Annotated in this window: 19 protein-coding genes and 1 riboswitch; of the genes, 11 read left to right on the plus strand and 8 right to left on the minus strand. The window is 73.0% G+C overall.

Annotated features, from left to right (window positions below; all coding sequences use genetic code 11):
• Positions 1-43: 43 nt before the first annotated feature.
• Positions 44-1,369 (minus strand): streptophobe family protein, encoded by a 1,326-nt coding sequence (locus ACZ6ZQ_RS19065; RefSeq protein WP_469769661.1) that lies wholly within the window; start codon positions 1,367-1,369, stop codon positions 44-46.
• Positions 1,370-1,801: 432 nt separating this feature from the next.
• On the opposite strand from ACZ6ZQ_RS19065, the gene ACZ6ZQ_RS19070 reads away from it, so the two are divergent.
• Positions 1,802-3,193 (plus strand): DUF6777 domain-containing protein, encoded by a 1,392-nt coding sequence (locus tag ACZ6ZQ_RS19070; RefSeq protein ID WP_469769662.1) that lies wholly within the window; start codon positions 1,802-1,804, stop codon positions 3,191-3,193.
• Between the two features lie 357 nt (positions 3,194-3,550).
• Here the strand turns inward: ACZ6ZQ_RS19070 and ACZ6ZQ_RS19075 are convergent, their stop codons facing one another.
• Entirely contained in the window at positions 3,551-5,212 is a 1,662-nt protein-coding gene (locus ACZ6ZQ_RS19075; RefSeq protein WP_469769663.1) for a PP2C family protein-serine/threonine phosphatase, read from the minus strand.
• A 134-nt stretch (positions 5,213-5,346) separates the two neighbouring features.
• Between ACZ6ZQ_RS19075 and pdxR the strand changes: the two genes are divergently transcribed.
• The gene (gene pdxR / locus ACZ6ZQ_RS19080) at positions 5,347-6,867 is read left to right on the plus strand and encodes a MocR-like pyridoxine biosynthesis transcription factor PdxR (RefSeq protein WP_469769762.1); all 1,521 of its coding nucleotides are present in this window, start codon (positions 5,347-5,349) and stop codon (positions 6,865-6,867) included.
• Positions 6,868-6,994: 127 nt separating this feature from the next.
• Here pdxR and ACZ6ZQ_RS19085 read toward each other — a convergent pair whose 3' ends face one another.
• The 4 genes from ACZ6ZQ_RS19085 to ACZ6ZQ_RS19100 form a co-directional block, all read right to left on the minus strand.
• Positions 6,995-7,789, minus strand: coding sequence for an alpha/beta fold hydrolase (locus ACZ6ZQ_RS19085; protein ID WP_469769664.1), 795 nt, complete (start codon positions 7,787-7,789; stop codon positions 6,995-6,997).
• A gap of 67 nt (positions 7,790-7,856) precedes the next feature.
• Complete coding sequence (locus ACZ6ZQ_RS19090) at positions 7,857-8,975, minus strand: PP2C family protein-serine/threonine phosphatase (protein WP_469769665.1); 1,119 nt, start codon at positions 8,973-8,975, stop codon at positions 7,857-7,859.
• A 10-nt stretch (positions 8,976-8,985) separates the two neighbouring features.
• Positions 8,986-11,142, minus strand: a complete 2,157-nt coding sequence (locus ACZ6ZQ_RS19095) for an FUSC family protein (protein WP_469769666.1) — start codon at positions 11,140-11,142, stop codon at positions 8,986-8,988.
• Positions 11,139-11,318 carry a hypothetical protein gene (locus ACZ6ZQ_RS19100; protein WP_469769667.1) on the minus strand — a complete coding sequence of 60 codons (180 nt, stop codon included), beginning with the start codon at positions 11,316-11,318 and terminating at the stop codon, positions 11,139-11,141. Before ACZ6ZQ_RS19100 ends, ACZ6ZQ_RS19095 begins: the two co-directional genes overlap by 4 nt.
• Positions 11,319-11,504: 186 nt before the next feature.
• On the opposite strand from ACZ6ZQ_RS19100, the gene ACZ6ZQ_RS19105 reads away from it, so the two are divergent.
• Positions 11,505-12,416 (plus strand): DMT family transporter, encoded by a 912-nt coding sequence (locus ACZ6ZQ_RS19105; RefSeq protein WP_469769668.1) that lies wholly within the window; start codon positions 11,505-11,507, stop codon positions 12,414-12,416.
• Here ACZ6ZQ_RS19105 and ACZ6ZQ_RS19110 read toward each other — a convergent pair.
• Positions 12,346-13,083: a TetR/AcrR family transcriptional regulator gene (locus tag ACZ6ZQ_RS19110; RefSeq protein WP_469769669.1), complete on the minus strand. Its 738-nt coding sequence runs from the start codon at positions 13,081-13,083 to the stop codon at positions 12,346-12,348. The genes ACZ6ZQ_RS19105 and ACZ6ZQ_RS19110 overlap by 71 nt on opposite strands.
• A 171-nt stretch (positions 13,084-13,254) precedes the next feature.
• Here ACZ6ZQ_RS19110 and ACZ6ZQ_RS19115 point away from each other — a divergent pair, with 171 nt between their 5' ends.
• From ACZ6ZQ_RS19115 to ACZ6ZQ_RS19150, 8 genes are all read left to right on the plus strand, one after another.
• Positions 13,255-14,775, plus strand: coding sequence for an APC family permease (locus ACZ6ZQ_RS19115; protein ID WP_469769670.1), 1,521 nt, complete (start codon positions 13,255-13,257; stop codon positions 14,773-14,775).
• An 80-nt stretch (positions 14,776-14,855) separates the two neighbouring features.
• Positions 14,856-16,508, plus strand: a complete 1,653-nt coding sequence (locus tag ACZ6ZQ_RS19120; protein ID WP_469769671.1) for an amidohydrolase — start codon at positions 14,856-14,858, stop codon at positions 16,506-16,508.
• Positions 16,509-16,634: 126 nt separating this feature from the next.
• Positions 16,635-16,931 carry a hypothetical protein gene (locus tag ACZ6ZQ_RS19125; protein ID WP_469769672.1) on the plus strand — a complete coding sequence of 99 codons (297 nt, stop codon included), beginning with the start codon at positions 16,635-16,637 and terminating at the stop codon, positions 16,929-16,931.
• Entirely contained in the window at positions 16,928-17,269 is a 342-nt protein-coding gene (locus tag ACZ6ZQ_RS19130; RefSeq protein ID WP_469769673.1) for a YbaY family lipoprotein, read from the plus strand. The genes ACZ6ZQ_RS19125 and ACZ6ZQ_RS19130 overlap by 4 nt, the downstream gene beginning before the upstream one ends.
• A 135-nt stretch (positions 17,270-17,404) precedes the next feature.
• A complete protein-coding gene (locus tag ACZ6ZQ_RS19135; RefSeq protein ID WP_469769674.1) occupies positions 17,405-17,884 on the plus strand; it encodes an SPW repeat protein in 480 nt (159 codons plus the stop codon).
• A gap of 236 nt (positions 17,885-18,120) precedes the next feature.
• Entirely contained in the window at positions 18,121-19,041 is a 921-nt protein-coding gene (locus ACZ6ZQ_RS19140; protein WP_469769675.1) for a MurR/RpiR family transcriptional regulator, read from the plus strand.
• Positions 19,042-19,353: 312 nt separating this feature from the next.
• A riboswitch (cobalamin riboswitch) is annotated at positions 19,354-19,575 on the plus strand.
• A gap of 150 nt (positions 19,576-19,725) precedes the next feature.
• Positions 19,726-22,050, plus strand: a complete 2,325-nt coding sequence (metE, locus tag ACZ6ZQ_RS19145) for a 5-methyltetrahydropteroyltriglutamate--homocysteine S-methyltransferase (protein WP_469769676.1) — start codon at positions 19,726-19,728, stop codon at positions 22,048-22,050.
• 321 nt (positions 22,051-22,371) lie between these two features.
• Positions 22,372-23,151 (plus strand): crotonase/enoyl-CoA hydratase family protein, encoded by a 780-nt coding sequence (locus ACZ6ZQ_RS19150; protein ID WP_469769677.1) that lies wholly within the window; start codon positions 22,372-22,374, stop codon positions 23,149-23,151.
• 94 nt (positions 23,152-23,245) lie between these two features.
• Here ACZ6ZQ_RS19150 and ACZ6ZQ_RS19155 read toward each other — a convergent pair whose 3' ends face one another.
• Positions 23,246-23,962, minus strand: a complete 717-nt coding sequence (locus ACZ6ZQ_RS19155) for a class F sortase (RefSeq protein ID WP_469769678.1) — start codon at positions 23,960-23,962, stop codon at positions 23,246-23,248.
• Positions 23,963-24,086 lie beyond the last annotated feature (124 nt).

Genomic DNA, 24,086 nt, shown 5'->3' on the forward strand with positions numbered 1-24,086 from the left:
CCCAGGTACTACAAGATTGCACGAACACGCCAGTACACCCGGGTCAGTACCACTGCGACCGGTCGCGGGGCCGGTCCCGGGCCGGGACGCCGGGGGCGGTCTCCACCTCGCCGCGGCGCCGTACCCGGGCGGCCATCAGGGAACCGAGCAGCCCGGCGACGAGCCCCCAGACCAGACCGAGGCCAACGGCCGTCCACAGATGGGGCTGCAGCTGCACCTCGCCGCCCAGCCCCTCGAGGTCCCCGATGCCGATCAGGGACAGCGCGAACCGGGCGGAGAGCGGGCTGAGCAGGCAGACCACCAGCACGGTGAGAGCCAGTGCCACGCCCATGTGCAGGGCGTGCTGCCAGGGCCGCATGCGCGCCGGTGAGCGCACCGCCATGAGGAACGCCGCGGCGAGCACCAGGACGACGGCCACGACCACGAGCCACCACAGCTGCGCGTTGTGCTCGGCGAGCGTGGAGACATTCAGCGTCGCCGTGTCCCCGGTGCGCAGGACAGCGTCCAGCGACTGCGGCATCGGCAGCCCGAAGGGCCCTTCCACCCGGCCGTTCCAGGAGGCGCCGAGGCCGAGGGTGAGCGACGGCCAGGCGATGTTGGGCAGGCCCAGCAGGATCACCGCGAACGTCCGGTCCGGGTGACCGCGGGTCGCGGCGACCACGAGCCCGACGCACAGGCCCGCGACGACGTACGCGAGCAGCAGCGCGACCATCGCGAACGCGGCCGGGCGGACCGACTCCTGAAAGCGCACCAGCCGGGTGGGCAGCGGAGCCTTCCGGGACACCAGGAGCGCCATCGCGACCACACCGACGAGCCACAGCAGGCCGAAGAGGAGCGTGAGTCCCACGTCCGCCCGGAAGCCGACCTTCGGCGAGGCGTCGAGGAAGTCGCCGATGTCGCCGACCAGGGAGTCCTTGCCGAGCGAGAGGTCGAAGGTGTGCCGGGCCAGTCCGGCGAGCCCCGCGAGCCCCAGCAGCCACAGGACCGCGAGCTGGACGAACCGGCCGAGCAGCTCACGGGTCCGGGCCACGGCGCGGTGCCGCAGCGGCCGCAGGAACAACCCGGCCGTCACCAGGGCGCCGACGAGGCTCACGGACAAGGGCATGACAGCGAGTTCGGCCTGAGACTCGGCGACGAAGCCCGCGTCCCCGGCGAGATCCACGGTGCCGCCGGCCGCCATGACGACGAGGGCGGCGACGACATGCGGGAAGGCGCCGTCGGGGAGGTCCGCCCCGCCCGCCGCCCACAGACCCAGTGCGGCCACCACGATCATGGCGGCGAGGCCCGCGAGGACCGCCACCAGCGCGTCGCGCCAGTCCCGTACGGTGTGTGCGGCACCGGCCCTTGCGGTCGATGGGTACTGGCTCACTCTGTCCACGGTAGGCAGCGAAGAGGTTCCCCGCGCGCCGGAGGGTCCGACCCCGGTCCGGCTTGCGGGCTGCGCGGGAGCGGAGCACACAATTGGGGGAAGGCTTCTCCGAATCTCTGGGACAGCTGGGATGTCCGGGACCGCCGGAACGCGGGAGTCCGGGACGTCTGGGAAGTAGAGCCCGTGAGCGCCCAACCGCCGTCAGGCCGACCCACCGGACCCCCGTCCGGACCCCTGTCGGGCCCGGAACAGCCGCCACCGCCGCCACCCCCCGAGCCACCGGGCGGGCCGCCGAGCGGGCCTCCCAGCGGCGGGGGAGGGGCAGGACCGTCCGGCGGTGGCCCGTCAGGTCCCAAGGGCCCCGCGGGCGCCGGAGCGGGCAACGGGGGCCCCTGGTGGCGCTCCATACCGAGGATCGCGTCGATCGCCGCGGTGCTCGCCGCGGCCGTCGCCCTCGCCATCGTCCTCACCCGCCCCGAACCCGCGTACGGTGGCGAGGTCCTCCTGGAGACCGCGAGTTCGACCGGCCCCGACCCCTTCACGGCGTCCACGGCACGCGCCACCGCGACGACGCAACCGGCCGCGGTCCTGCCACGCGGGGCCACCACCGCGACGCCGACCGAAGGCAACGTCACCCGCGGCGTGCGGGGTTCGATCCCCGGTCTGTACGGCGGGACCCGGGAGCTCGCCAGTTGCGACACCGAGATGCAGATCCGCGAACTCTCCGCCGCGCCCGCAAAGAACACCGCCTTCGCATCGGCCCTCGGCATCGCGCCGTCCGCGGTCCCCGGCTATCTCCGCTCCCTGACCCCTCTCACCCTGCGGATGGACACCCGGGTCACCAACCACAGCTACGTCGACGGCAAAGCCACCCCCTACCAGGCCGTGTTGCAGGCCGGCACCGCCGTCCTCGTCGACGACCGCGGAGTGCCGCGCGTGCGGTGCGCCTGCGGGAACCCGCTGGCGCCCCCTGTCATCGTCCGCGGCGGCGCGCCCCAGCAGAAGGGCGAGGCCTGGCCCGGATACCGCGCGTCCAACACCGTGGCCATTCAGTCCTCGCCGACGGCCGTGAAGACCTTCGTGGCGTACGACCCCAAGGACGAGACGTACTTCGCCCGTGAGCGCGGAGACGCCACCGGCGGGACGGACAAGCCGGCCCCGGCGCCCCGTCATCCCCTGACCCCGGTCCCGGCCCCGTTCGTGCCGACGCCCACCGGACCCACCGACGAAGAGGAACCCGACGACGACACGGACGACACTGACGAGACCGACAAGGACAAGAAGACCGACAAGGACAAGAAGACGGACAAGGACAAGAAGACCGACAAGGACGAGAAGACCGACAAGGACAAGAAGACGGACAAGGACAAGAAGACCGACAAGGACAAGAAGACCGACAAGGACGAGACCGACAAGGGCTCGACGCCGCCGAAGAGCCCGACCAAGCCGACGCCGTCGAAGAGCGAGAAGACGGAGCGCGAGTTCTCCGAGAGCCCTACCGAGCCGACGCCGTCGACGAGTCCGTCGCCGCAGAGCCCGGAGAAGCCCACGACGGGACCGGGGACGCCGGGCGGGACCACGCCGAACGTGCCGCCCACCGGGCTGACGCCCCCGGCGCCGTCCCCTTCGCCACCAGCCGTATCGGAGCCCGCCCCCCCGTCCCCGCCCCAGACCGGCGGACCTCCGACCCAGGAGCAGCAGCCGAAGGAATCTCCGAGGCAGGAGGAGCAGCCGGAGCAGCCGGCCGATACGCCGCAGCAGGAGCAGCAGGAGGAACCCGAGGCCCCCGCGGAGCCGGAGCAGCCTCAGGAACCCGGGTCCTAGGTCGTGTCTGACACATAGCGCCGTCCGCCCGCAGGGCGGGGCGCGCGGCGTCCGGTGCGTGCAATCGCAAGGCGGTGGGGGAACCTCCCAGGCGCAGCTCTGGGGGAGATCATCCGCGTACTGGACGTACGTGGATGACTCCGACAACGCAGCGTGGGGGCAGCTCCCGTGCCCGAAGGGCTACGGGGGAGGGCGTGCCGGGCATCGCGCGCCAGGCGGGATTTGTCAGACACGGCCTAGCCGTCGGCTCGCAGAGCGCGCCGACGACGTGGCTCCGATGCTGCTGCGTCCGACCGTCCAGGGCCCTTGTCCTGACGGGTCCTTGTCCTGCTGGTCCGGTCCCGCTCAGGACTCCTGTCAGGCCCGTATCTGGCTCTGGACCGGCTGTTCCTCCGTGACCTGGGTCGAGCGGCGGCGGCGGATGCGGGCGGCGAGCAGCGCGACATCGTCCTCCGCGTGCTCCGCGTCGAGCGCGGTCACCACCGCGTCGACCAGATCCTCCACCGGTGCGGTGCAGGGCTGCCGTACCCGGGTCAGCCGTGCCAGCGACGCGTCGATGTCCTCGTCGCGCCGCTCCACCAGGCCGTCCGTGTACAGAAGCAGCGTGTCGTCCGGGGTGAGCTCGCGGGTGACGACCTCGTACCCCCCGAGACCGGTGCCGAGCGGCGGCCCGGCCGGTACGTCGACGAGCTCCGCGGTCCCGTCGGCGGTGAAGACGACGGGCGGCAGATGACCGGCGCTGGAGAACGTGCCGATTCCGCGGGCCGGGTCGACCCGGACGAGCAGACACGTCGCCGGCCGGGCGCTGGTGTCGGCGATGGCGAGGTCGAGCTGGCGCAGCACCCGGTGCGGCGGCAGATCGGCGGCGGCGACATCGCGCAGCATCGCGCGGTACGTGTTCATCTCGACGGCCGCATCGACGCCGTGTCCCATCACGTCGCCCATGACGAGCAAGGTCCGCCCGTAGTGGAGGCGTACGGTCTCGAACCAGTCGCCGCCGACCAGATTGCTGGTGCCGACCGGCAGATAACGGGTGGCGAACTCGAGGTTGGGGTGGGGCTTGCCGGGCTCGGTCAGCAGAGCGCGCTGCAGCTCGACGGTCTTGCGCTGCTCCGACTCGAACTCACGGGCGTGCGTGATGCCCACGGTCGCGCGGCGGGCCGCGTGCCGGGCCATGGCGATGTCGTTCCCGCTGAACGCGGAGCCCGTACGGCCGAGCAGGGCGACACCCAGCACGTGGCCGCTCCGGCCGGTGGCCCCCAGCGGTACGGCGAGGACCGTGGCGCGGCCGGCGACGCCGTGCTCGGTCGCCGGCAGTCCGGACTCCATCGCCCGCCGGGCCGCCGACTGAGCCTCCTCGTTGCTCCGGCAGCGGCCGCCGAGCAGTTCGACGGGGCCGGCCGTCGCGGCACGGAGCATGCTGGCCGGGGTGGGCGCCTTCGGCGCGCCCTTCGCGGGCGGGGGCGGGAGCACATCGACGGCCACGGCATCCCCCAGCCAGGATTCGAGGAAGTCCGCCAGCTCCCGGCAGGTGCGGGTCTCGTCGAGGGAGCTCCCGATGCGCTCGACGGCCTCGTCCGCCGCGGCGAGCCGGGCCCTGGCCAGTTCCAGCTCCTCGTACAGCTCGGGGGTGGGGGTCGGGATCACGATGCACAGGACGCCGGTCACGGTCCCGTGGTTCTCCAGCCGGAGGCAGGTGGTGTGGTAGCCGGCACGTGGGCCGGTGATCCGGGCGCGCGGGACACCGTCGGCGAGCACATCGGCCAGCAGACCTGCCGGACCTATGTACTGTTCCGCGACCGCGCTCGGGGACCGGCCCGCGAGGCCGGCCGGGGACTCGCCGGTGATCCGGCAGTAGGCGGGGTTGGCGAAGAGATAGCGGAGGTCCGTGCCGAGAGCGCCGACGCCGGCCGACGTGCCTTGCAGAACGTCCTCCAGGGCCCAGTCACCCGGCCCGCCGGCCTCGGCCGTGCGGAGTCCGCGACGGCCCTCCGACCAGGCCTGACGATCGGCTGCCACACGATCACCTCCTCCCCTCACGGGGCGGTGACCCCAGCTTGCTCCAGTGCCTTTCCGCCCGCACCACCCGCCGGACGGCCGTGGCACACAATGGTCCTGTGACCGGCACTGCTGAGAACCATTCGGACAGGTCCATGATTCCGGGTGCGACCGGATCCGACTTCCTCCAGCTGAACACGCGCGAGGCCCCGCCGGGCGGTCTCGCCGACTGGCTCGCCGGCCACCTCCGCCTCGCGATCGCCGACGGCCGGCTTCCGGTGGGCAGCCGGCTGCCCGCGACGCGTGTCCTGGCGGCGGATCTGCGGGTTTCCCGCGGCGTCGTCACCGAGGCTTACCAGCGTCTCACGGACGAGGGGCACGTCGCGGGCCGAGGCCGGGCGGGCACGATCGTGGTGGCGGCCCCAGGGCTGTCCGGCGCGCCCCGGGCCGGGGCCGGGACCTCGCCCGCGCCCGGGACCGTTCCCGCTGCCGTGGCCGTGCCCACGGCTGAGCCCCCGGCACCGGGGCCGGGGCTGTTCACGCGCCCGCCCGGGCCCGAGATCTTCGAGGCCCTGCGCGCGGCGCCGGCACGGATCGATCTGACGCCCGGGGTGCCCGACCTCGCCGCGTTTCCGCGGGCGGCGTGGATGCGGGCGGAGCGGGCCGTACTGGCGGAGCTGCCCGCGGCGGGACTCGGCTACGGAGACCCGCGGGGGAGGCCGGAACTGCGCGTGGCGGTGGCCCACTGGCTGGCCCGTAACCGGGGGATCAGGGCGGACCCCGGGGAGGTACTGGTGGTGGCGGGGACCGCGCAGGCACTCGGGCTGCTCGCGAGGGTGTTCCGGGACGACGGGATCGCGTCGGTCGCGGTCGAGGACCCCGGCTCGCTCGGTGCGCGGCAGCATCTGCGCCACTGGGGCCTCGACACCCCGGCCGTGCCGGTCGACGCCGAGGGTGTACGGGTCGACGCGCTGCGTGCCACCGGCGCGCCGGCCGTGCTGCTGACTCCCGCGCACCAGTTTCCGACGGGGGTGGTGCTCGGCGGCGCGCGGCGCCGGGCGCTGATGCGGTGGGCTGCCGGGGACGGCGCGCTGATCGTCGAGGACGACTACGACGCGGAGCACCGCTACGACCGGCCCCCGGTCGCCGCCCTGCGGTCACTGCTCCCCGACCGCGTCCTGTACGCCGGCAGCGTCTCCAAGCTCCTCGCCCCGGCCCTGCGGACCGGCTGGGTTCTCGCACCGCCCCGATACCGGGACGTGCTGGTGGACGCGAAGCGCTTCGCCGACCTCGGTAATGCCGCGCTGCCGCAGCTCGTGCTGGCCCGGCTGATGGAGTCCGGCGAGATGGAGCGCCATCTGCGGCTGATCCGGCGCCGGCACCGCCGCCGCCGCGACGCCATGATCGAGGCGATCACGGCCCGGCTCCCGGGCGCGCGGGTGCACGGCGCCGCGGCGGGCCTCCATCTGATGATCACCTTCGACGCCCGGTTCTCCGACACCGCACTGGCGGCCGCGGCGCTCGCGCGCGGGGTGAAGGTGCAGCCGCTGTCCTGGCACACCACCGGCCCGCACCGCCCGGGACTGGTCCTCGGGTACGCCGCGAGCTCACCGTCCGGCATCGCCGAAGGGATCGCCGTACTCGGCGAGGCCGTCCGTGCCCTGTCCCGATCCTGACGCGCGCACCGAGGACCGCGAGGGGTCGCCCCGGCGCGCGGCTCGTCCGCGCCGTGAGCCACGCCGGGCGTCACCGGCGCTCGTGGTCACTCCGCGGAAGACGGCGCAGCGGGAGGCGGCCGTCCCGCTACCGGCTCTCCCCCAGGAATTCCGCGATCACGGGCGCGAGCGCGACCGGATCGACCATGTGCGTCTGGCCGTCCAGGATCCGCCGGCGCCCGTCGCGCACCGCCCGGGCTATCACCCGCCCGGCGTCCTTCATCCAGCCGAAGCCCTTCCCGCCGTTCACGACCAGCACGGGCACCCCGACCGACGCCAGCCGCTCCTCGGGCACCAGTCCGTCGCCGAGGACCGCGTAGTCGTACGCGATCGTGGGCGCAAGCGTCTCCAGCTGCCCCCACAGCGGGGTCTGCCGCATCCCCGCGATCAGCTCGGGCGCCATGCCCGTGCCGGACAGAAAGAGCTCCAGGGCGTCCCCGCGGCGGCCCTCGGCCAGCAGTTCCCGCAGCCATGCCGCCTGTTCCCGCCGCGCCGGGACGGCCGCCTCGTCGATCGTCATCGGCGGTTCGTACACCGCCACCTTCGTCACCGGCAGTCCGGCGGCCGCCGCCTCCAGCGCGAGCGCCCCGCCGGACGACATGCCGTACAGCGCCGCGCTGCCGCCCACCGTGTCGATCAGCGCCGCGATGTCCTCGACCTCCCGGGCCACCGCGAACGGTTCCGTGTCACCGCTGGCGCCGCGGCCCCTGCGGTCGTACGTCACCGCCCCGAACCCCCGCTCGGCCAGCTGCGCCGCCAGCGGTGCCTCGGCGGCGCCCGTGCACGTCGCGCCGCTGACGAGAATCACCGCCGGCCCTTCGCCGGACCGCTCGTACGCGATCGGCGTGCCGTCGCGCGAGATCACTTTGCCTGTGGTGCCCATACCGGTGCTGACCGTTCGGGACCGCGGAACTCATCGGCCCGCCTGGCACGGCTTCGGCATCCCGGAGTCAGCAGCTCAGCGTCAGCGCGAGAACGGCCTGGTCGTCGTTGTCCGCGGCGGCCGACCAGCGTTGCGCATCGGCCCGTACGAACGCCACGACGGCCTCGGGGTCGGGTGCCGTCGTGCCGTCGTGCCGTTCGAAGTGCTCTGCGAGCCGCTCCAGGACCGGATAGAAGACGCCCTGCGCGTTCCGCGCCTCGCTCACCCCGTCCGTGTGCGCGACCAGCACCTCGCCGGGCGCCAGCGGATGCACCGTCGCCTCGGTGTCGCCCAAGGACAGACCGCCGAGACCCAGGGGGAGCCCGGGCGCCGTGACCAGTCGCCGCGCGCCGTGGGGGCCGACGACGATCGGCGAGGGATGGCCGCGGTCGACGATCCGCACCTCGTGGCCCGAGAGCGGGAACTCCAGCACCAGCGCGGTCACGAACAGTTCGGGGTCGCCCTCGTCCCCGGCCGGACTGTTGCGGGTGATGCTGAGCTCCAGACGGTCCGCCAGACTGCTCAGGCTCTTCCACTCATGGGCGGACACCCGGAAGCTGCCCAGGACGGCCGCGACCGTCTGCACCGCGTCCAGTCCTTTGCCGCGGACGTCGCCGATGATCGCCCGTACCCCGAAAGGGGTCTCGCACACGTCGTACAGATCCCCGCCCACGAGCGTGCCGCCCTCCCCGGCCTCGTAGAACCCGGCGGCCCGCACCGGACCGAGCCTGCGCGGCACCGGACGCAGCAGCGTCCGCTGCATCGCCTCCGCGACCGAATGGGCGCGGACCAGATGCCGCCGGGTCCGCTCGCGCTGCGCGGAGAGGGCGACACTCGCGATCCCGATGGCCAGGGTGGCGGCGTAGACGGCCACATGGTGCTGCTCGTCGAAGTGGCCCGGGCGGCGGGCGGCCATCCACATCTGGAGCCCCAGACACACCGCGGTCGACAGCGCCGTGCCCCGCGGGCCGCGCGTCGCGGCGGCGAGCGGCGGGACGGCGATGAGCAGGAAGCTCACGGGCTCCCGCCCCCTGACGATCAGCTCGGCGGCCACATCGATCAGCACCGCGACCAACGGCAGCCACCAGACCCACCCCCGATGGCGGAACAGGGAGTGCCGGTCGGTGCGAGAACTCCTGCGTCGCATGAGGCGCACCCTAAGAGCCCCGACGCGCGGGACCGGTCACGGAGCGTGCCGTGTCGTGGACCGAACTCTCGATCCGGGCGAGCTGTGCGGTGAGGCTGCGCAGCCAGTACTCGAGGTCGATCAGCATGGGCAGGGGCGGGCCGTCGGGCACCGGGAGAGGCGGATCCGGCGGCCGCGGCGGCCCCGGAGCGCCCTCGGCGAGGGCCGCGACCCGGTCCGTGGTCCGCGCCAGCCGGTCCGCGGCCGTACGGGCCCAGTCGGCGGCGACCGGCGGGACCGGCACCGCAGGAGGATCGAACCGGGGAAGCCAGTGGGCGCCGAGGAGGACCTGGTTCGCCGTGATGAGCACGGCGTGCCAGTCCGCGGGGGCGGTGGCACCGTCGCCGCCCGGTTCGCTCCGGTACTGGTCGTACGCGACCTCCGCGAGCCGCAGGTGGCGCAGGGCGGACCACGTGGACGGCGACTGCGGCCCGGCACCCGGCGGGGTGGTCAGCAGGACCCGGACCGTCCCCGTGATCAGCGGGCCGCAGCAGCGGAGCAGGGCCGCCATGGTTCTGCGCACCTCGCGCCGGGCCCCGGCGGGCCAGGCGAGCAGTCCGCAGAGCAGCCCGATCGCGCTGCCCGTCACGACGTCGATGATGCGTGCCTCGGCCAACTGCCAGGACGCGGGGGCGAGCTGGCCGAACGCGGACGCCACGACGAGCGTGAACAGCGCCTGCGCCCACGCGATCCCGAGCAGCGGCCCGAGCGCGAAGGCGACGAGCATGCCGGGCGCGAGGACGACCGCGTACGCCACGGTGTGCCCGCCGATCCACTGGATCAGCGCACCCGCCGCCACCGCGCCGAGCAGGTTCCCGGCCACCGCCTTGCGCACGGCCGTCCACGTCGCCCCGAACGTGGTCCGGCTCAGGGTCAGGACGGCGAGCAGCACCCAGAAGCCGTGCGTCAGATCCAGGGATCCCGCCACCAGCCGGGCGGCCCCCAGACCCAGCGCGGTCCGCGCGGCATTCTGGAACTGCACCGACCGCAGGGTCAGGTTCCCGAAGAGCCGCGCCGTCCACAGCCGCACGGCGCTCGCGTCGGCGTACCAGAACAGCGCCTGCGGCGGAATCGGCGCCGTACGCCGCCCGTCCATGCCGACCCGTACCGAGGTCTCCAGGATCCGCGCCGACTCCGCCATGGCCAGCACTGCCGCCTGCCACCGCAGCACCGGCACCGTCGGCACGGCGTCGGGCGGCCCGGTGGCCTGCCGGACGCGCAGCTGCTGGAAGCCCCGTATCGCCTCTTCGAGCGTCCCGGGCGCCGGGGGCGGCGTGCCGGTGCGCAGGGCGCCCGCGATACGGGTGCACAGGGCCGAGACCCTGCTCAGGAGCGACGCGGAAGCGGCGTCCTGCGCATCGCCCCCGTAGCCGGGCCGCGCCGTGTCCGGCCGCACCGGGCCTCCGGGAGACAGTGCGTCCGCGTGATGCGCCAGCTGGTCGAGGAGGCGGCGCGCCGCACTGCCCGCCTGGAACATGGCACGGTCCGTCCGCCAGGGGCCGGCGGGCCGTTCGGCCGGCGGCAGCTGCGAGAGGCGCAGATCGCTTCCGGCCGAGCGGAGGCCGGCGGGGGAGGCGGCGGAGGGGTTCGCCGCCGCGGCGGCGGCGATGTCGACCGCCGCCGCGAGCCGCTCCCGAGCGGAGACGGTCGCCGGGGTGGGCAGCAGGAAGACCTCGCAGGCGACCAGGAGCAGGACCCCTGTGGTGAGACCGATGAGGCGCAGTCCCAGGGTTTCGGGGGCGTACGGCGGGAAGCACGCCAGGATGTAGAAGAGCTGCAGCCCGGGCCCCACCCCGGCCGGGCGGGGGCCCGCGACCGCCGCGAAGGCGAGCAGGAAGCCGACGACGAGCATCCCGAGCACCGCCGCCCAGGTCCGTACCGCCAGCGCCGTTCCCAGCGCGACCAGCACCAGACCGATCGGCAGCGCCTTCAGCATCACGACCGCTCGCTGCCGGCCCGACCCCGGGACCCGTGAGAGGACGCCGAGGGAGATGGGGGCGAACAGCGCGTACAGCGCCGTCACGGGCTCACCGAGCCCGTACAGGAAGGAGTAGAACCCGGCGCTCGCCGCGACGGTCACCCGGACCGCCCGGTGCAGTATCTCCGTCCGCTCCGCTCCGCCGGTCACTTCAGGTCACCGGCCTGTGCACCCGCGCCCACCGGCGGCCAGGGCGCGCTCATGGACAGCGGCGGCAGCTTCCCGTGGACCACGAGCCGGTGGCGTGCGACCTGAATGCAGAACAGCGCGACCGTGACCGCGATGAAGGCCCCCGTCCGCGCGGCCGACGACGACTCTGCGCGCATGGGCACATTCCTCTCGGGCGACGTCGTCGCGACGCCACCGTGGTCGGACCTGCGACCTGGTCCCATTGTGGGGCGGCGGCGTACGGACCGCAGCCCGGCCTGTTCGGTCGCGGGGGACGGCGGGCCGGGGTCACCATGGCAGGAAGTACGGGACGCACGACGCGGGTGGAAGCGGGAGGTCGTACGGTGCAGACCCTCCTCCCGGTCCTTTTCGCCCTCGCCTCGGCGCTCAGCAACGCCTTCGCCACCGTGCTGCAGCGCCAGGAGGCTCTCAAGGTGCCCAGCGCCACGGGCTTCCGCGCGGGGCTGATGCTCGATCTGCTGCGGCGTCCTCTCTGGCTGGCCGGCATCGGCGCCGTGATCGTCGCGGGCGTGGGCCAGGCGCTGGCTCTGAACAGCGGGCCGATGGCGGTCGTTCAGCCGCTCTTCGTCCTGGAACTGCCGCTCGCGTTGATCGTCGCGTCGTTGCTCATGCGCCGCCATCTGCCCCGTGCCGGCTGGCTTGCCGTGATCTGTGTGGTGGTGGGCCTGGGCGTCGCCCTCGCCGCCCTGGCCCCCGCAGGCAATCGCACACAGGTCCCGATGGATCGGTGGCTGCCCGCTCTCGTCGCCTGTGCCACAGCGGTCGTCGTCCTCTCCGCCGTGGCCCTGCGGCGCCCTCAGGGGCGGGCACGGGCGGCCTTCCTGGGCGCGGCCACCGCCATCAGTTACGCACTGACCGCGGCACTCATGAAGTCGGCGACCCACACTCTGGACGACCACGGGATCGCGGCCTTCTTCACCGCCTGGCAGACCTATGCCTTCGCGGTGACCGGCGGTACCGCGCTCTTCCTGCTGGAGAACGCGCTGCAAGGGGGGCCGCTGGTCGCGTCGCAGCCTGCGCTCACACTCGGCGACGCCACAGTGAGCCTCACGCTCGGCATCCTCCTGTACGAGGAGCATGTGCGCTCCGGCTGGTGGCTGCTGCCGCAGCTCCTCGGCCTCGCGCTGATCGCCCTCGGCGTGGTCGCTCTGGCCCGTATCCCGCTCACCCGGTCGCTCGTCGCCGACGGGGCGTCCGGTCCGTCACCTCCTCCAGCCGCGCTGCCGCCGCCGTGAGCAGCATGTCGAGCGCCCTCGGGTAGGCGCTGAGATTCATGTCCGCCACCAAATGCCGTGCCGTGGCGGCGATATGGGGGTGGGTCTCGGCGGGCAGCCCGGCGTACGTCGACCGCCATGCCGCCTCGTCCGCCTCCCGTGCGGCCGCCGGCAGCGCGGTGGCCGCCGAGTCCAGGGCCGCGAACGCCAGGGCCTGGTCGACGAAGGCGTGGTAGATCCGTACCGCCTCGGCATCGGGGAACCCGGCCCCGCGCAGCACGCCGATCATCGTCTCCACCGCCCGGATCTCATGCAGCCGGCCCGTCACCCGGCAGGCGCTCAGCACCGCCGCCTGCGGATGCGCGAGGTAGTCGGCGTGCATCCGCAGACCCAGTGACCGCAGATCGGCGCGCCAGTCGCCGGTCGGCCGCCAGGCGCGCAACGTACGGCCGATCAGCTCGTCGGCGATGGCGAGCAGCAGCTCGTCGGTGTCCCGGAAGTACCGGTACAGCGCGCTCGGGTCGGCGCCCAGCGCGAGGCCGAGGCGGCGGACCGTGAGCGCGTCGGCGCCGTGCTCCTTCATCAGCCGCAGGGCCGTCTCGACGATCAGCTCCTCGGACAGCACGACGCCCTGCTTGGTCGGGCGCCTGCGCCGCCGGGCCGCCGGTGGTACGACGCGTTCGCTCATCGACGTCCTCCTCACCCAGGGCCCGTCTTCCGGATCCTGCCGGACCGCACTGTCCGGTCGGGCCATGGCCCCGCACCTTATGACAACGCCATTGACCTGTGAAGTGCACCGCCAGTTTCATGTGCGGTCACCGGGGCCGGCCAGGCCCCTTCGGTGCGAGCGGAGCTGGCCATGACAGTGAAGAAGACCCTCTACGGCGCGGATGGTCCCGCCCACGCCTCCCTGCGCAAGTCCCTCGGCGTCGTGGACTGCGTCGCCATCGCCGCCTCCAGTACGGCGGCGACCACCAGCATCGGCATCGGCCTCGGTGTCACGGCCGCAGTGGTCGGGCTGCATCTGCCAGCGATCATGCTGGTTGCCTTTCTGCCCGTCCTCGGCATCGCCGGTGCCTTCTCCCGGCTCAACCGGGTCGAGCCGAACGCGGGCAACGGCTATGTCTGGGTCGGCCGTTCGCTCACTCCCTGGCTCGGCTTCCTCGTCGGCTGGCTGGCCATCGTCGCCACGGTCGTCTTTCTCGCCTACACCACGGCCGTCACCGGGTCCACGGTCCTCCAACTGGCCGGACAGGCCGGTCTCCACGACGTGGCAGGACTCGTACTGGACCCGGACTCCACGGCCCAGGCGACCGCGGTGGGCATCCTGGTCCTGGTCGCCGTCACCCTCACCGCGGTCACCGGCGTCCGCACCGCGGCCAGGCTGCAGGGCTGGCTGCTGGTCTTCGAGTACCTGGTGCTGCTGGGCTTCTGCGGCTACGGCATCGTCACCGGGCCGCACTCCTTCAGCCTCGACTGGTTCAACCCCCTCGACATACCTTCGCCGTCCGCGCTCGCGCAGGGTCTGCTGCTCTCGGTCTTCTGCTACTGGGGCTTCGAGGCGGCGTTCACCGTGAACGAGGAGGTCCAGGAGCCCCGCGACGCGTCCCGTGCCGGGATCACCACCCTGTTCACGATGCTGGCGCTCTTCCTGCTCGGCTCGGTCGCCTTCCAGCGCGTCCTGGGCGAGGAGGAACTTGCGGGCCACGGCGCGCAGGGGCTGGCGTTCTTCGCCGAACGGCTGGCCTCCCAGCCGCTGGCCGCGCTGCCGCTGGTGGCCCTCATGTTCTCCGCCGTCGCCTCGCTCCAGGCAGGCGTGATCCCGGCCGCCCGGGGCATGTTCGCGATGAGCCGGGACCGTACCGTCGGGCCCGTGTGGTCCAGGGTCAGCCCCCGGTACGGGACACCCGCGGCCGGGACCGTGGTCATCGGCGCCCTCGCGGCCACCGTCGCCGTCCTGTCGCTGGTCATCCCCCAGCTCGCCGACCTGATCCTGGCGGCGGTCAACGCGATCGGCATCGTCGTCGCCCTCTCCTACGCCCTCATCGCCCTGGCCGCCGCCGTACGGTTCCGCGGACTGCTGCGCGAGGCCTGGTGGGAGGGCGTGCGCGCGGTGATCCTGCCCGCGCTCAGCGCCGCCGCACTGCTCGCACTCGGCGGCTACCTCGCCTGGTCGTTCTACGACTCGGCCGACCACTTCGAGGTCAGCCCGGACAACGGCTGGTTCATGCTGCTGGTCCCGGGACTCATGATCGTCTCCGGGTTCGCGGCCGCCGCCTGGGCCAAGTGGGGCCGCAGGTCTCCGTACTTCCGTACCGGCCGCGGCACCGATGCCGACGACGTCCGGCTGCTCACCGACGAGCCGGCCACCACCGTCTGACCGTTTGACCGCCTGACGACCTGACCGCCCGACTGCCTGACCACAGAACCTGACTGCCCGACCACAGAAACGGAAGCCGTATGCACTCCCGCCACGCCGACCTCGTCTTCACCGGCGGCCCCGTCCTCACCCCCGGCACCGCCGCCGACGGCCGGCCGGCCGCGGTCGCCGTCACCGGCGACCGCATCACCGCCGTCGGCGACGCGCACGACGTACAGGACCTGATCGGCCCGAAGACCGACGTCGTCGACCTCGCCGGACGGCTGCTGATGCCCGGCTTCCAGGACGCCCACATCCACCCGGTGCCCGCAGGCCTCGAACTCACCCAGTGCGACCTCACCGGTGCCAGGACGGCCGAGGAAACGCTCGCCGCCGTACGGGCGTACGCCACCGCCCACCCCGACCGTGAGTGGATCACCGGCGGCGGCTGGTCCATGGAGGCCTTCGAAGGCGGTACGCCGACGAAGGGACTGCTCGACGCGGTCGTCCCGGACCGGCCGGTGTATCTGCCCAACCGGGACCACCACGGCGCCTGGGCCAACAGCCGCGCCCTCCGGCTGGCCGGTGTCACCCGGGACACCCCCGACCCCGCCGACGGCCGGATCGAGCGCGACGCCTCGGGCGAACCCACCGGCATGCTCCAGGAAGGAGCCATGCAGCTCGTCGGCCGCCTGACGCCCCCGGCCACCCCCGACGACCGGCTCGCCGCCCTCCTGCACGCCCAGCGGTATCTGCACTCCCTCGGCATCACCGCCTGGCAGGACGCGCTCATCGGCGACTTCCTCGGCATGGACGACCCGTCCGGCGCCTACGTGACGGCCGCCCGGGACGGGCTGCTCACCGCCCGCGTCGTCGGTGCGCTGTGGTGGGACCGCGAGCGTGGGGCGGAACAGATCCCGGAGCTCGTCGAACGCCGGGCCGCGCTGACCCACGGCCGGTTCCGCGCCGGCACCGTCAAGATCATGCTGGACGGAGTCGCCGAGAACGGCACCGCCGCCCTGCTCGACCCCTATCTCGACCGCTGCGGCTGCGCCACCGCCAACCGCGGCACCAGCTTCGTCGACCCGGCACAACTGGGCTCGTACGTCACCGAGTTGGACGCGCTCGGCTTCCAGGTCCACTTCCACGCCCTCGGCGACCGGGCCGTACGCGACGCCCTGGACGCCGTCGAGGCCGCCCGTGCCGCCAACGGCCCGACCGACTCCCGCCCGCACCTGGCCCATCTGCAGATCGTCCACCCCGACGACGTCCCCCGCTTCCGGCAGCTCGGCGCCACGGCCACCATGCAGCCGCTGTGGGCCGCACACGAACCGCAGATGGACGACCTCACCATCCCCTTCCTCGGACCCGAACGGGCGGCATGGCAGTACCCGTTCGGCGCTCTGCTGCGCGCGGGCGCGACCCTCGCCGCGGGCAGCGACTGGCCGGTCAGCAGCCCGGACCCGATCGAGGGCATCCATGTCGCGGTCAACCGCGTCCTGCCGGGGGAGCGGGGCCCGGTGTTCCTGCCCGACGAGCGCATCGCCCTGACCACCGCACTCACGGCCTACACCGCGGGCTCGGCGTACGTGAACCACCTCGACGACACCGGCAGCGTCCGGACCGGCACCCTCGCCGACCTGATCGTCCTGGACCGCGACCCGTGCGCGGGGCCGCCCGAGGCCATCGCGGAGGCCAAGGTCGCGCTGACCTACGTCGGGGGAGAGCGCGTGTACGCCGCACCCGACGCCTGAGCGCCGCGACGGCCCCGGCCCGGCAACGACCCGGATGGGCGTACTGGCCGAGCGGCAGGGGATGGAACGCATGGAGGCGACGAAGTCCCCGTCCGAGCACGTTCCATCCCCTGCCTGAGGAGACGCATGAACGCCGGTCCGTCGGAGCCCACCCGCCGCACGAAGAAGACCGCTGCCGCCGAGGCCACCACCCGCAGGACCACCGGCCGAAAGACCGCGGCCCGCAGGACGAGCCCCGACGGCGGGACGGCACCCGCCCGCAAGACGGCTTCCCCCGGAAGAAGGCCGCCGCCGGCACGGCCGCCTCGTCGAACGGCAGCGGCCGCGCTCCTGGCGCGACTCGACGAGCGCGACCCGGAGCGCGAACCGGGTCGCGCCCCGGAGCGGGCCCCGGCACCGATGCCGGCGGGCAGGCCGGCATGACGGACACCGTCGCGGGCTTCGTGGCCCTCCCCGCCGACACCCCGAGGGCCCTGGCGGCCCGGGTCCTCGTCGAGGTCCGGGACGTCTCGCCGGCCGACGCTCCTTCCACGGTGGTCGGGGCACAGGTCCAGACGGACGTCGAGCTGACTCCGGGGGGCCGCGTGCCCTTCGCCGTCAGGGTGCCGGACCTCGATCCCGGCGCCTCCTACGGACTGCGGGTCCACATCGACCTCTCCGGCACCGGAGCTCTGTCCCAGGGGGACCTGATCAGCACTCAGGCGACCCCCGTTCCGCCGGAGTCGGCCGATGAACTGATCGCTCCCGTCACCGTCGTATGACCGTGCCGCAGCCGCCCGGACACGGTCCGTATCCGTCCCCACGAGTTGTCCCGGCCGCGTTGACCGGAACAGCGCAAAAAGCGTTTCATTGCAGGTGAAGGGCCGATTTCACGCTTCCGAAGGAGGCGGCCCGCCATGACCACCCACCCAAGCATCGAGCAGCACCCCGACCTGGCCGAGATGCGCGCACGTTTCGAACGGGCGACCGCGACGCCTCGCGCGCAGGCGATAGAGACGCTGGCCCTCCTCACGGGCCTGTACCTGGCGGCTTCTCCGTGGATCGCCGGGTTCAACGGCCTCACCACGCTGGCCGTGTGCAACCTGATCACCGGTGTCGCCTATGCCCTGTGCATGGGCGGGTTCGGCTCGGCCTACGAGCGGACCCACTCCCAGGCCTGGTGCGCCATAGCCATCGGAGCCTGGACGATCATCTCCCCCTGGGTCGTCGCCGGTAACGTCGCGACGGCCCGCAGCATCGTCAGCAACGTCATCGTCGGCGTCGTGGCGCTGCTGCTCGGTCTGGCCATGGCGGCCGTGGCCGAGCGCCGCGTCGGCGGCCTCCGCCGCACTCGGGCCTCCGCGCGCGGCGGCCCGGACATCGGTCCCATGCGCTGAGCGCGCGTCCCGCCTCAGGGAAGGCTCCGGCCCCGGCAAGTGCCGACCGGGTCGGGGCCTTCCCGCACGACTGCCGGTTGTTCCGCTCAGCCGTCCCCGAACTCGCCGCACGGCCGCCGCAGTCGGCAGCCGCGTACGGGGCTGTCCCACCAGCCGGACAGTGGCCGACGGTTCCCGTGGGCGACCACGGTGCGTGAGCTATGTTGAACCCAAGTGGGATGCGAAGGAGGCACACCGTGCCATCAGATCAGCAGGCGCGCGCGCAGGCGTCTGCGATCACGCCGGGAAGGCAGTCTCCCGATGCGGAGCCGACGCCTGTGGAGAGGGTCCGTGCTCTGTTCGGCGGGCATCGGCTGTCTCCCGGGCAGCGGCGGATCGCGCAGTACATCATCGACCACCTCACCGAGGCCGCCTTCTTGTCGATCACGGATCTCGCGGACCGGGTGGGGGTGAGCCAGCCGTCGGTGACGCGGTTCGCGTCGTCGGTGGGGTTCAGCGGATTCCCGGCGCTGCGGGAGGCGCTGCAGCCCATCGCGCTGAGCGCGGTCGCCGGGTCGGTGGACACGGGGGAGGACCGCCGCAACGAACTGCAGGCGGCCGTCGACGCCGAGATCGGCAGTCTGGAGGGCCTGCGCCGTGTGTTCGCCGACACGGGCAAGGTGCTCGACGTCGGCCGGGAGCTCGCCCGGTCGGTCCCGCTGACGGTTCTCGGCCTGCGGATCTCCTCGTCGCTCGCGGAGTACTTCGCGTACGGGGCGAGGCGGATCCATCCGGACGTGCGTCTGGTCTCGCGCGGGGGGAGCGTGGCCTACGACGCGCTGCTGCAGTCCCGGGAGGCGGGCGGCACGTGGGTGCTGGCGTTCGCGATGCCGCGGCACGCCAAGGAGACGCTGGCGGCGATGCGGGCCGCACGCAGTGCGGGCCTGCGCACCGCACTGATCACGGACCTGACGATGGGGCCACTGGTCGACGAGGCCGATGTCGCGTTCACGGCCGCCACCGGATCACGTCTGGTCTTCGACTCGTACGCGGCGCCGGGGGTGCTGTCGGCGGCCATCCTCCAGGCCATGGCCGATGCCGATCCCGAGCGTACGCAGATGCGTCTCGAGCAGTACGAGCAGGCCGCTGAGCAGCACGATTTCTTCCTGGAGGACTGACGCCGGCGGGGCCGGGCGGCGGTCTTGCGGAAGGGACTTTCACACCCAGAGGTGCATGAATTTTTTCATGCCCTTGCTTACTTGGCAGTAAATATATTTACTTCAGGTGGCACTGCGGACGACACTCCTCCTCGTCGGCCCCACGGTGTTCTGTTAGGGCAGCCTCTCCCCTTGGCTGCCCCCCGGCGGCCCCGGTCAACCCCTGGGCCGGGGCCGCCGGCAAGACGGCCGGTCTGCTGCATGCAGGCCACCCGCACCCGCGCATCACCTTCCGGAATGTGAACAGTGATGTCCGCGCACCCACGTACCCCCTACGCTGACCGTGCAGCTGGTACGCCCTGTCAGCCGGACAGGAGCGTCGTAAGAGGGAACCCGGTGGGAATCCGGGACTGCCCCGCAGCGGTGAGCGGGAACGACCGCCGTCATACGCACTGGGCCCGGCCGGGTCTGGGAAGCGACGGCCAGTAGATGTCCGCCGGGAAACCGGCAGACGTGCCCGCGAGTCCGAAGACCTGCCCGTTGCCCGCCCGCGACGTACGCGTGCGGAGATCCCGGTGACCTCGAGGGCGGGTCGGCGCACACACCAGGCGGAACGGGCAACACCCGGCCGCCCGGTCGCCGTTCCTTCGCGCCCTCGACCCGTCCCGGGGTCGTATCGGAGACACGCTCGCGAAGGAGAGTTCCGTGACCAGCAAGTCCGCAGCCACGGGAGCACGGGCCACCGTGTACGGCTACCCCCGGCAGGGCCGGAACCGGGAACTGAAGAAGGCGATCGAGGGCTACTGGAAGGGCCGCGTCACCGCGGACGCCCTCCGGGACACCGCCGCGGACCTGCGCCGCACCCACTGGCGGCAGCTCGCAGAGGCCGGTGTCCACGAGATGCCGACCGGTGACTTCTCGTACTACGACCACGTCCTGGACACCAGCGTGATGGTCGGCGCGATCCCCGCCCGCCACCGTGCCGCCGTCGAGGCAGACGCCCTGGACGGCTATTTCGCGATGGCACGCGGCACCCAGGACGCGGCGCCGCTGGAGATGACCAAGTGGTTCGACACCAACTACCACTACCTCGTCCCCGAGCTCGGCCCCGGCACCGTGTTCTCCGCCGATCCGGCCAGGCAGGTCGCCGAGTTCAGGGAGGCGCTCGCACTCGGCCACCGCGCCCGCCCCGTGCTCGTCGGCCCGGTCACGTACCTGCTGCTGGCCAAGCCCGCTCCCGGCGTCGACGACGGCTTCGAGCCGCTGACACTGCTGGACCGGCTGCTGCCGGTGTACGCCGAGGTACTCGCCGATCTGCGGGCCGCCGGGGCCGAGTGGGTGCAGCTGGACGAGCCCGCCCTCGTCCAGGACCGCACCCCCGCCGAACTGGACGCCGCCGCCCGCGCCTACCGCGCCCTCGGCGGCCTCAGCGACCGGCCCAGGCTGCTGGTCGCCTCCTACTTCGACCGGCTCGGCGAAGCACTGCCGGTCCTGGCCAAGGCTCCCGTCGACGGTCTCGCCCTCGATTTCACCGGCCCGGCCGCCGCGAACCTCGGCGAACTCGCCGCGGCCGGCGGGCTGCCCGGCAAGCGCCTGGTCGCCGGAGTCGTCGACGGCCGCAACGTATGGATCAACGACCTCTCGGCCTCGCTCGCCACCCTGGGTACCCTGCTCGGTCTCGCCGACCGGGTCGATGTGTCCGCCTCCTGCTCGCTTCTGCATGTGCCGCTGGACAGCACCGTCGAGCACGACATCGATCCACAGATCGCCCGCTGGCTCGCCTTCGCCCGCCAGAAGACCGCCGAGATCGTCACCCTGGCCCGTGGTCTCGCGCAGGGCACGGACACGATCGCGGCGGAGCTGGCCGCGAACCGGGCCGATCTGGCTTCCCGTGCGGGCTCGGCGATCACCCGCGACCCGGCGGTGCGCGCCCGGGCGGCAGCTGTCACCGACGCGGACGGCCGCCGCGCGCAGCCGTATCCGGAGCGGGCCGCCGCCCAGCGCGCCCACCTCGCGCTGCCGCTGCTGCCGACGACCACCATCGGATCGTTCCCCCAGACCGGCGAACTGCGCACCGCCCGTGCCGATCTGCGCGCCGGGCGTATCGACACCGCCGGCTACGAGGAGCGCATCGAGGCCGAGATCCGCGAGGTCATCTCCTTCCAGGAGAAGGCCGGAATCGACGTCCTGGTGCACGGTGAGCCCGAACGCAACGACATGGTGCAGTACTTCGCCGAGCGGCTCACCGGCTACATCGCCACCCGGCACGGCTGGGTCCAGTCGTACGGCACCCGCTGCGTCCGCCCGCCGATCCTCGCCGGCGACATCTCCCGCCCCGAACCGATGACCCTGCGCTGGACCCGCTTCGCGCAGTCACTCACCGACCGACCGGTCAAGGGCATGCTCACCGGCCCGGTCACCATGCTCGCCTGGTCCTTCGTCCGCGACGACCAGCCGCTCGGGGACACCGCACGCCAGGTCGCCCTCGCCCTGCGGGACGAGGTCGACGACCTCGAAGCGGCGGGAACCTCCGTCATCCAGGTCGACGAACCCGCCCTGCGCGAGACGCTGCCGCTGCGCGCCGCGGACCGGGCCCGCTATCTCACATGGGCGACCGAGGCGTTCCGCCTCACCACCAGCGGGGTGCGCCCGGACACCCAGATCCACACCCATATGTGCTACGCCGAGTTCGGTGACATCCTCCAGGCCATCGACGACCTCGACGCCGATGTCATCAGCCTGGAGGCCGCCCGCTCCCATATGCAGGTCGCCGGTGAACTCGCCATCGCCGGCTATCCGCGCGAGGTCGGCCCCGGTGTGTACGACATCCACTCGCCACGCGTCCCTGGCGCCGCCGACGCGGGGGCCCTGCTCCGCAAGGGACTCGAGGCCATCCCGGCGGAGCGGCTGTGGGTCAATCCCGACTGCGGCCTCAAGACCCGCGGCTGGCCGGAGACCCGGGCGTCACTCGACAACCTCGTCGCAGCGGCCCGTGAGATCCGGACGGACCTCTCCGCACCGGCATCCTGAGCCCACTCCGTGCCGGGGCCGGGCACCGATGTGCGTGCCCGGCCCGGCACACCCCCGACCAGCGCCGGAGTGGGACCGCTCGGCGAGGCGGTCACGCAGCAACTCTGTACGTACGCAGCGACACCCGGCGCGGCGAGGCCGCCCAGGTGCCCGGCTGCCCGGGACAGCGGATGAGGCTGGCTCCGGGGTGCCCGGGCCCACTAGTGCCGCGACCGGGCAAAGCTTGCCGGGAGGGGCACTAGCTTTCGTCGGGACCATCCGGTACTCGCGGCCCGGGGATTCCTCCCCGGGCGGCGGTCGACCCCTGTGGGAAGGCGAACGATGAGCGAGAACCCTGCGGTGCGGATCGAGCGCGAGGGCCCCGTGCTCACGGTGATCCTCAGCCGCCCCGAGGTCCGTAACGCCGTCGACGGCCCGACCGCCGCCCGACTCGCCGAGGCCTTCCGTGAATTCGACGCCGACCCTGACGCGGCCGTCGCCGTGCTGTGGGGCGAGGGCGGTACCTTCTGCGCCGGCGCCGATCTCAAGGCCATCGGCACGCCACGCGGAAACAAGGTCCTCGCCGACGGTGACGGGCCGATGGGCCCCACCCGGATGCGGCTCGGCAAGCCCGTCATCGCGGCGGTCTCCGGCCACGCGGTGGCCGGTGGCCTGGAACTGGCGATCTGGTGCGACCTGCGGGTCGTGGAGGAGGACGCCGTCTTCGGGGTGTTCTGCCGCCGCTGGGGCGTTCCGCTCGTGGACGGCGGCACCGTACGGCTGCCGCGCCTGATCGGGGAGAGCCGGGCCATGGACATGATCCTCACGGGCCGCCCCGTCCCGGCCCCGGAGGCGTACGGCATGGGGCTCGCCAACCGGCTCGTACCGGTCGGCGACGCCCGCCGGGCGGCGGAGCAACTCGCCCGGGAGATCGCGGCGTTCCCTCAGCTGTGCCTGCGCCACGACAGACTTTCCGCCCGCGAGCAGCACGGCCTGAGCGAGCCGGTCGCCCTGGCCGCCGAGTACCGGCACGGCATGGTGCCGCTGACCGCGGGGGAGACCCAGTCGGGCGCCGACCGGTTCGCGGGTGGCGCGGGCCGTCACGGGAGCTTCGCGGACTGAACCGCGGAGCCTGCCCATGCCCCGGCCCGCGGCTCCGCCCCCGGCCCGGCGGCGGACCGGGCATGTGGCCGGGGGCATCGGGACCGGCTGTGGTTCAGGCCTTCGCGGCCTTCGCGGCCTTCCTGGCGGAGTCGAGGTGGGCGAAGACGACGACGTTGTCCTTGTAGTCCTTGGTCTTCAGGTCGAATTCGCCACCGCACGTGATCAGGCGCAGCTGCGCCGACGGGGTGTCGTTGTAGACGCGCTCATTGGGGAAGCGCGCCTTGCTGAACATCTCCACCGAGTCGACTTTGAACGTCGCGACCTGCCCGTCCTTGCGGGTGATGTCGATATGGTTTCCGGGCTTCAGCGCACTCAGCCCCACGAACACGGCCGGGCCGGTCTTGGTGTCGACATGGCCCGCGACGATGGAGGTGCCGCGTTCACCGGGTGTGGCACCCGCCTCGAACCAGCCCGCCAGATTCTTGTTGTTGGGTGGCGGCGGGTTGAGCTGTCCGGACGGGCCGATCTTCAGAGGGGTGAAGGGCGCGTTGACGGAGATCGCCGGGATGGAGATCCGAGTCGGGGCGGAACGGGTCAGCACCAGCCCGGTGGTGGCCTGGGGGGAGCCGGCCTTGTGGGTGGTGGGCGCGGGGGCGGCGGCCGCAGGAAGGGGTCGCGGTCTGTTCTCCCCGATGGAGTCGAAGGAGTTGTGGAGGAGCAGAGCGCCGAGCGCGACCGCCGCGGCGGGCCACAACAGGCTGCGGCTGACGGAACGGGAGGAGGACGGTTGCCCGGGCGTCTTCGGATCGGGCGGCTGCTGGGCGGTCATGGGAAGTGCCTTTCGTGTACCCGGAGGGGAGCGGCGTGAGCGAGCGGCGGATCGGGGCCGTGGCGGCGGAAACGTAATCGCCGCGGCCGCCGTCCGAGGGGGACGGCGGCCGCGACAGCGCAGC

It is taken from the genome of Streptomyces sp. NPDC053673, assembly GCF_055585225.1.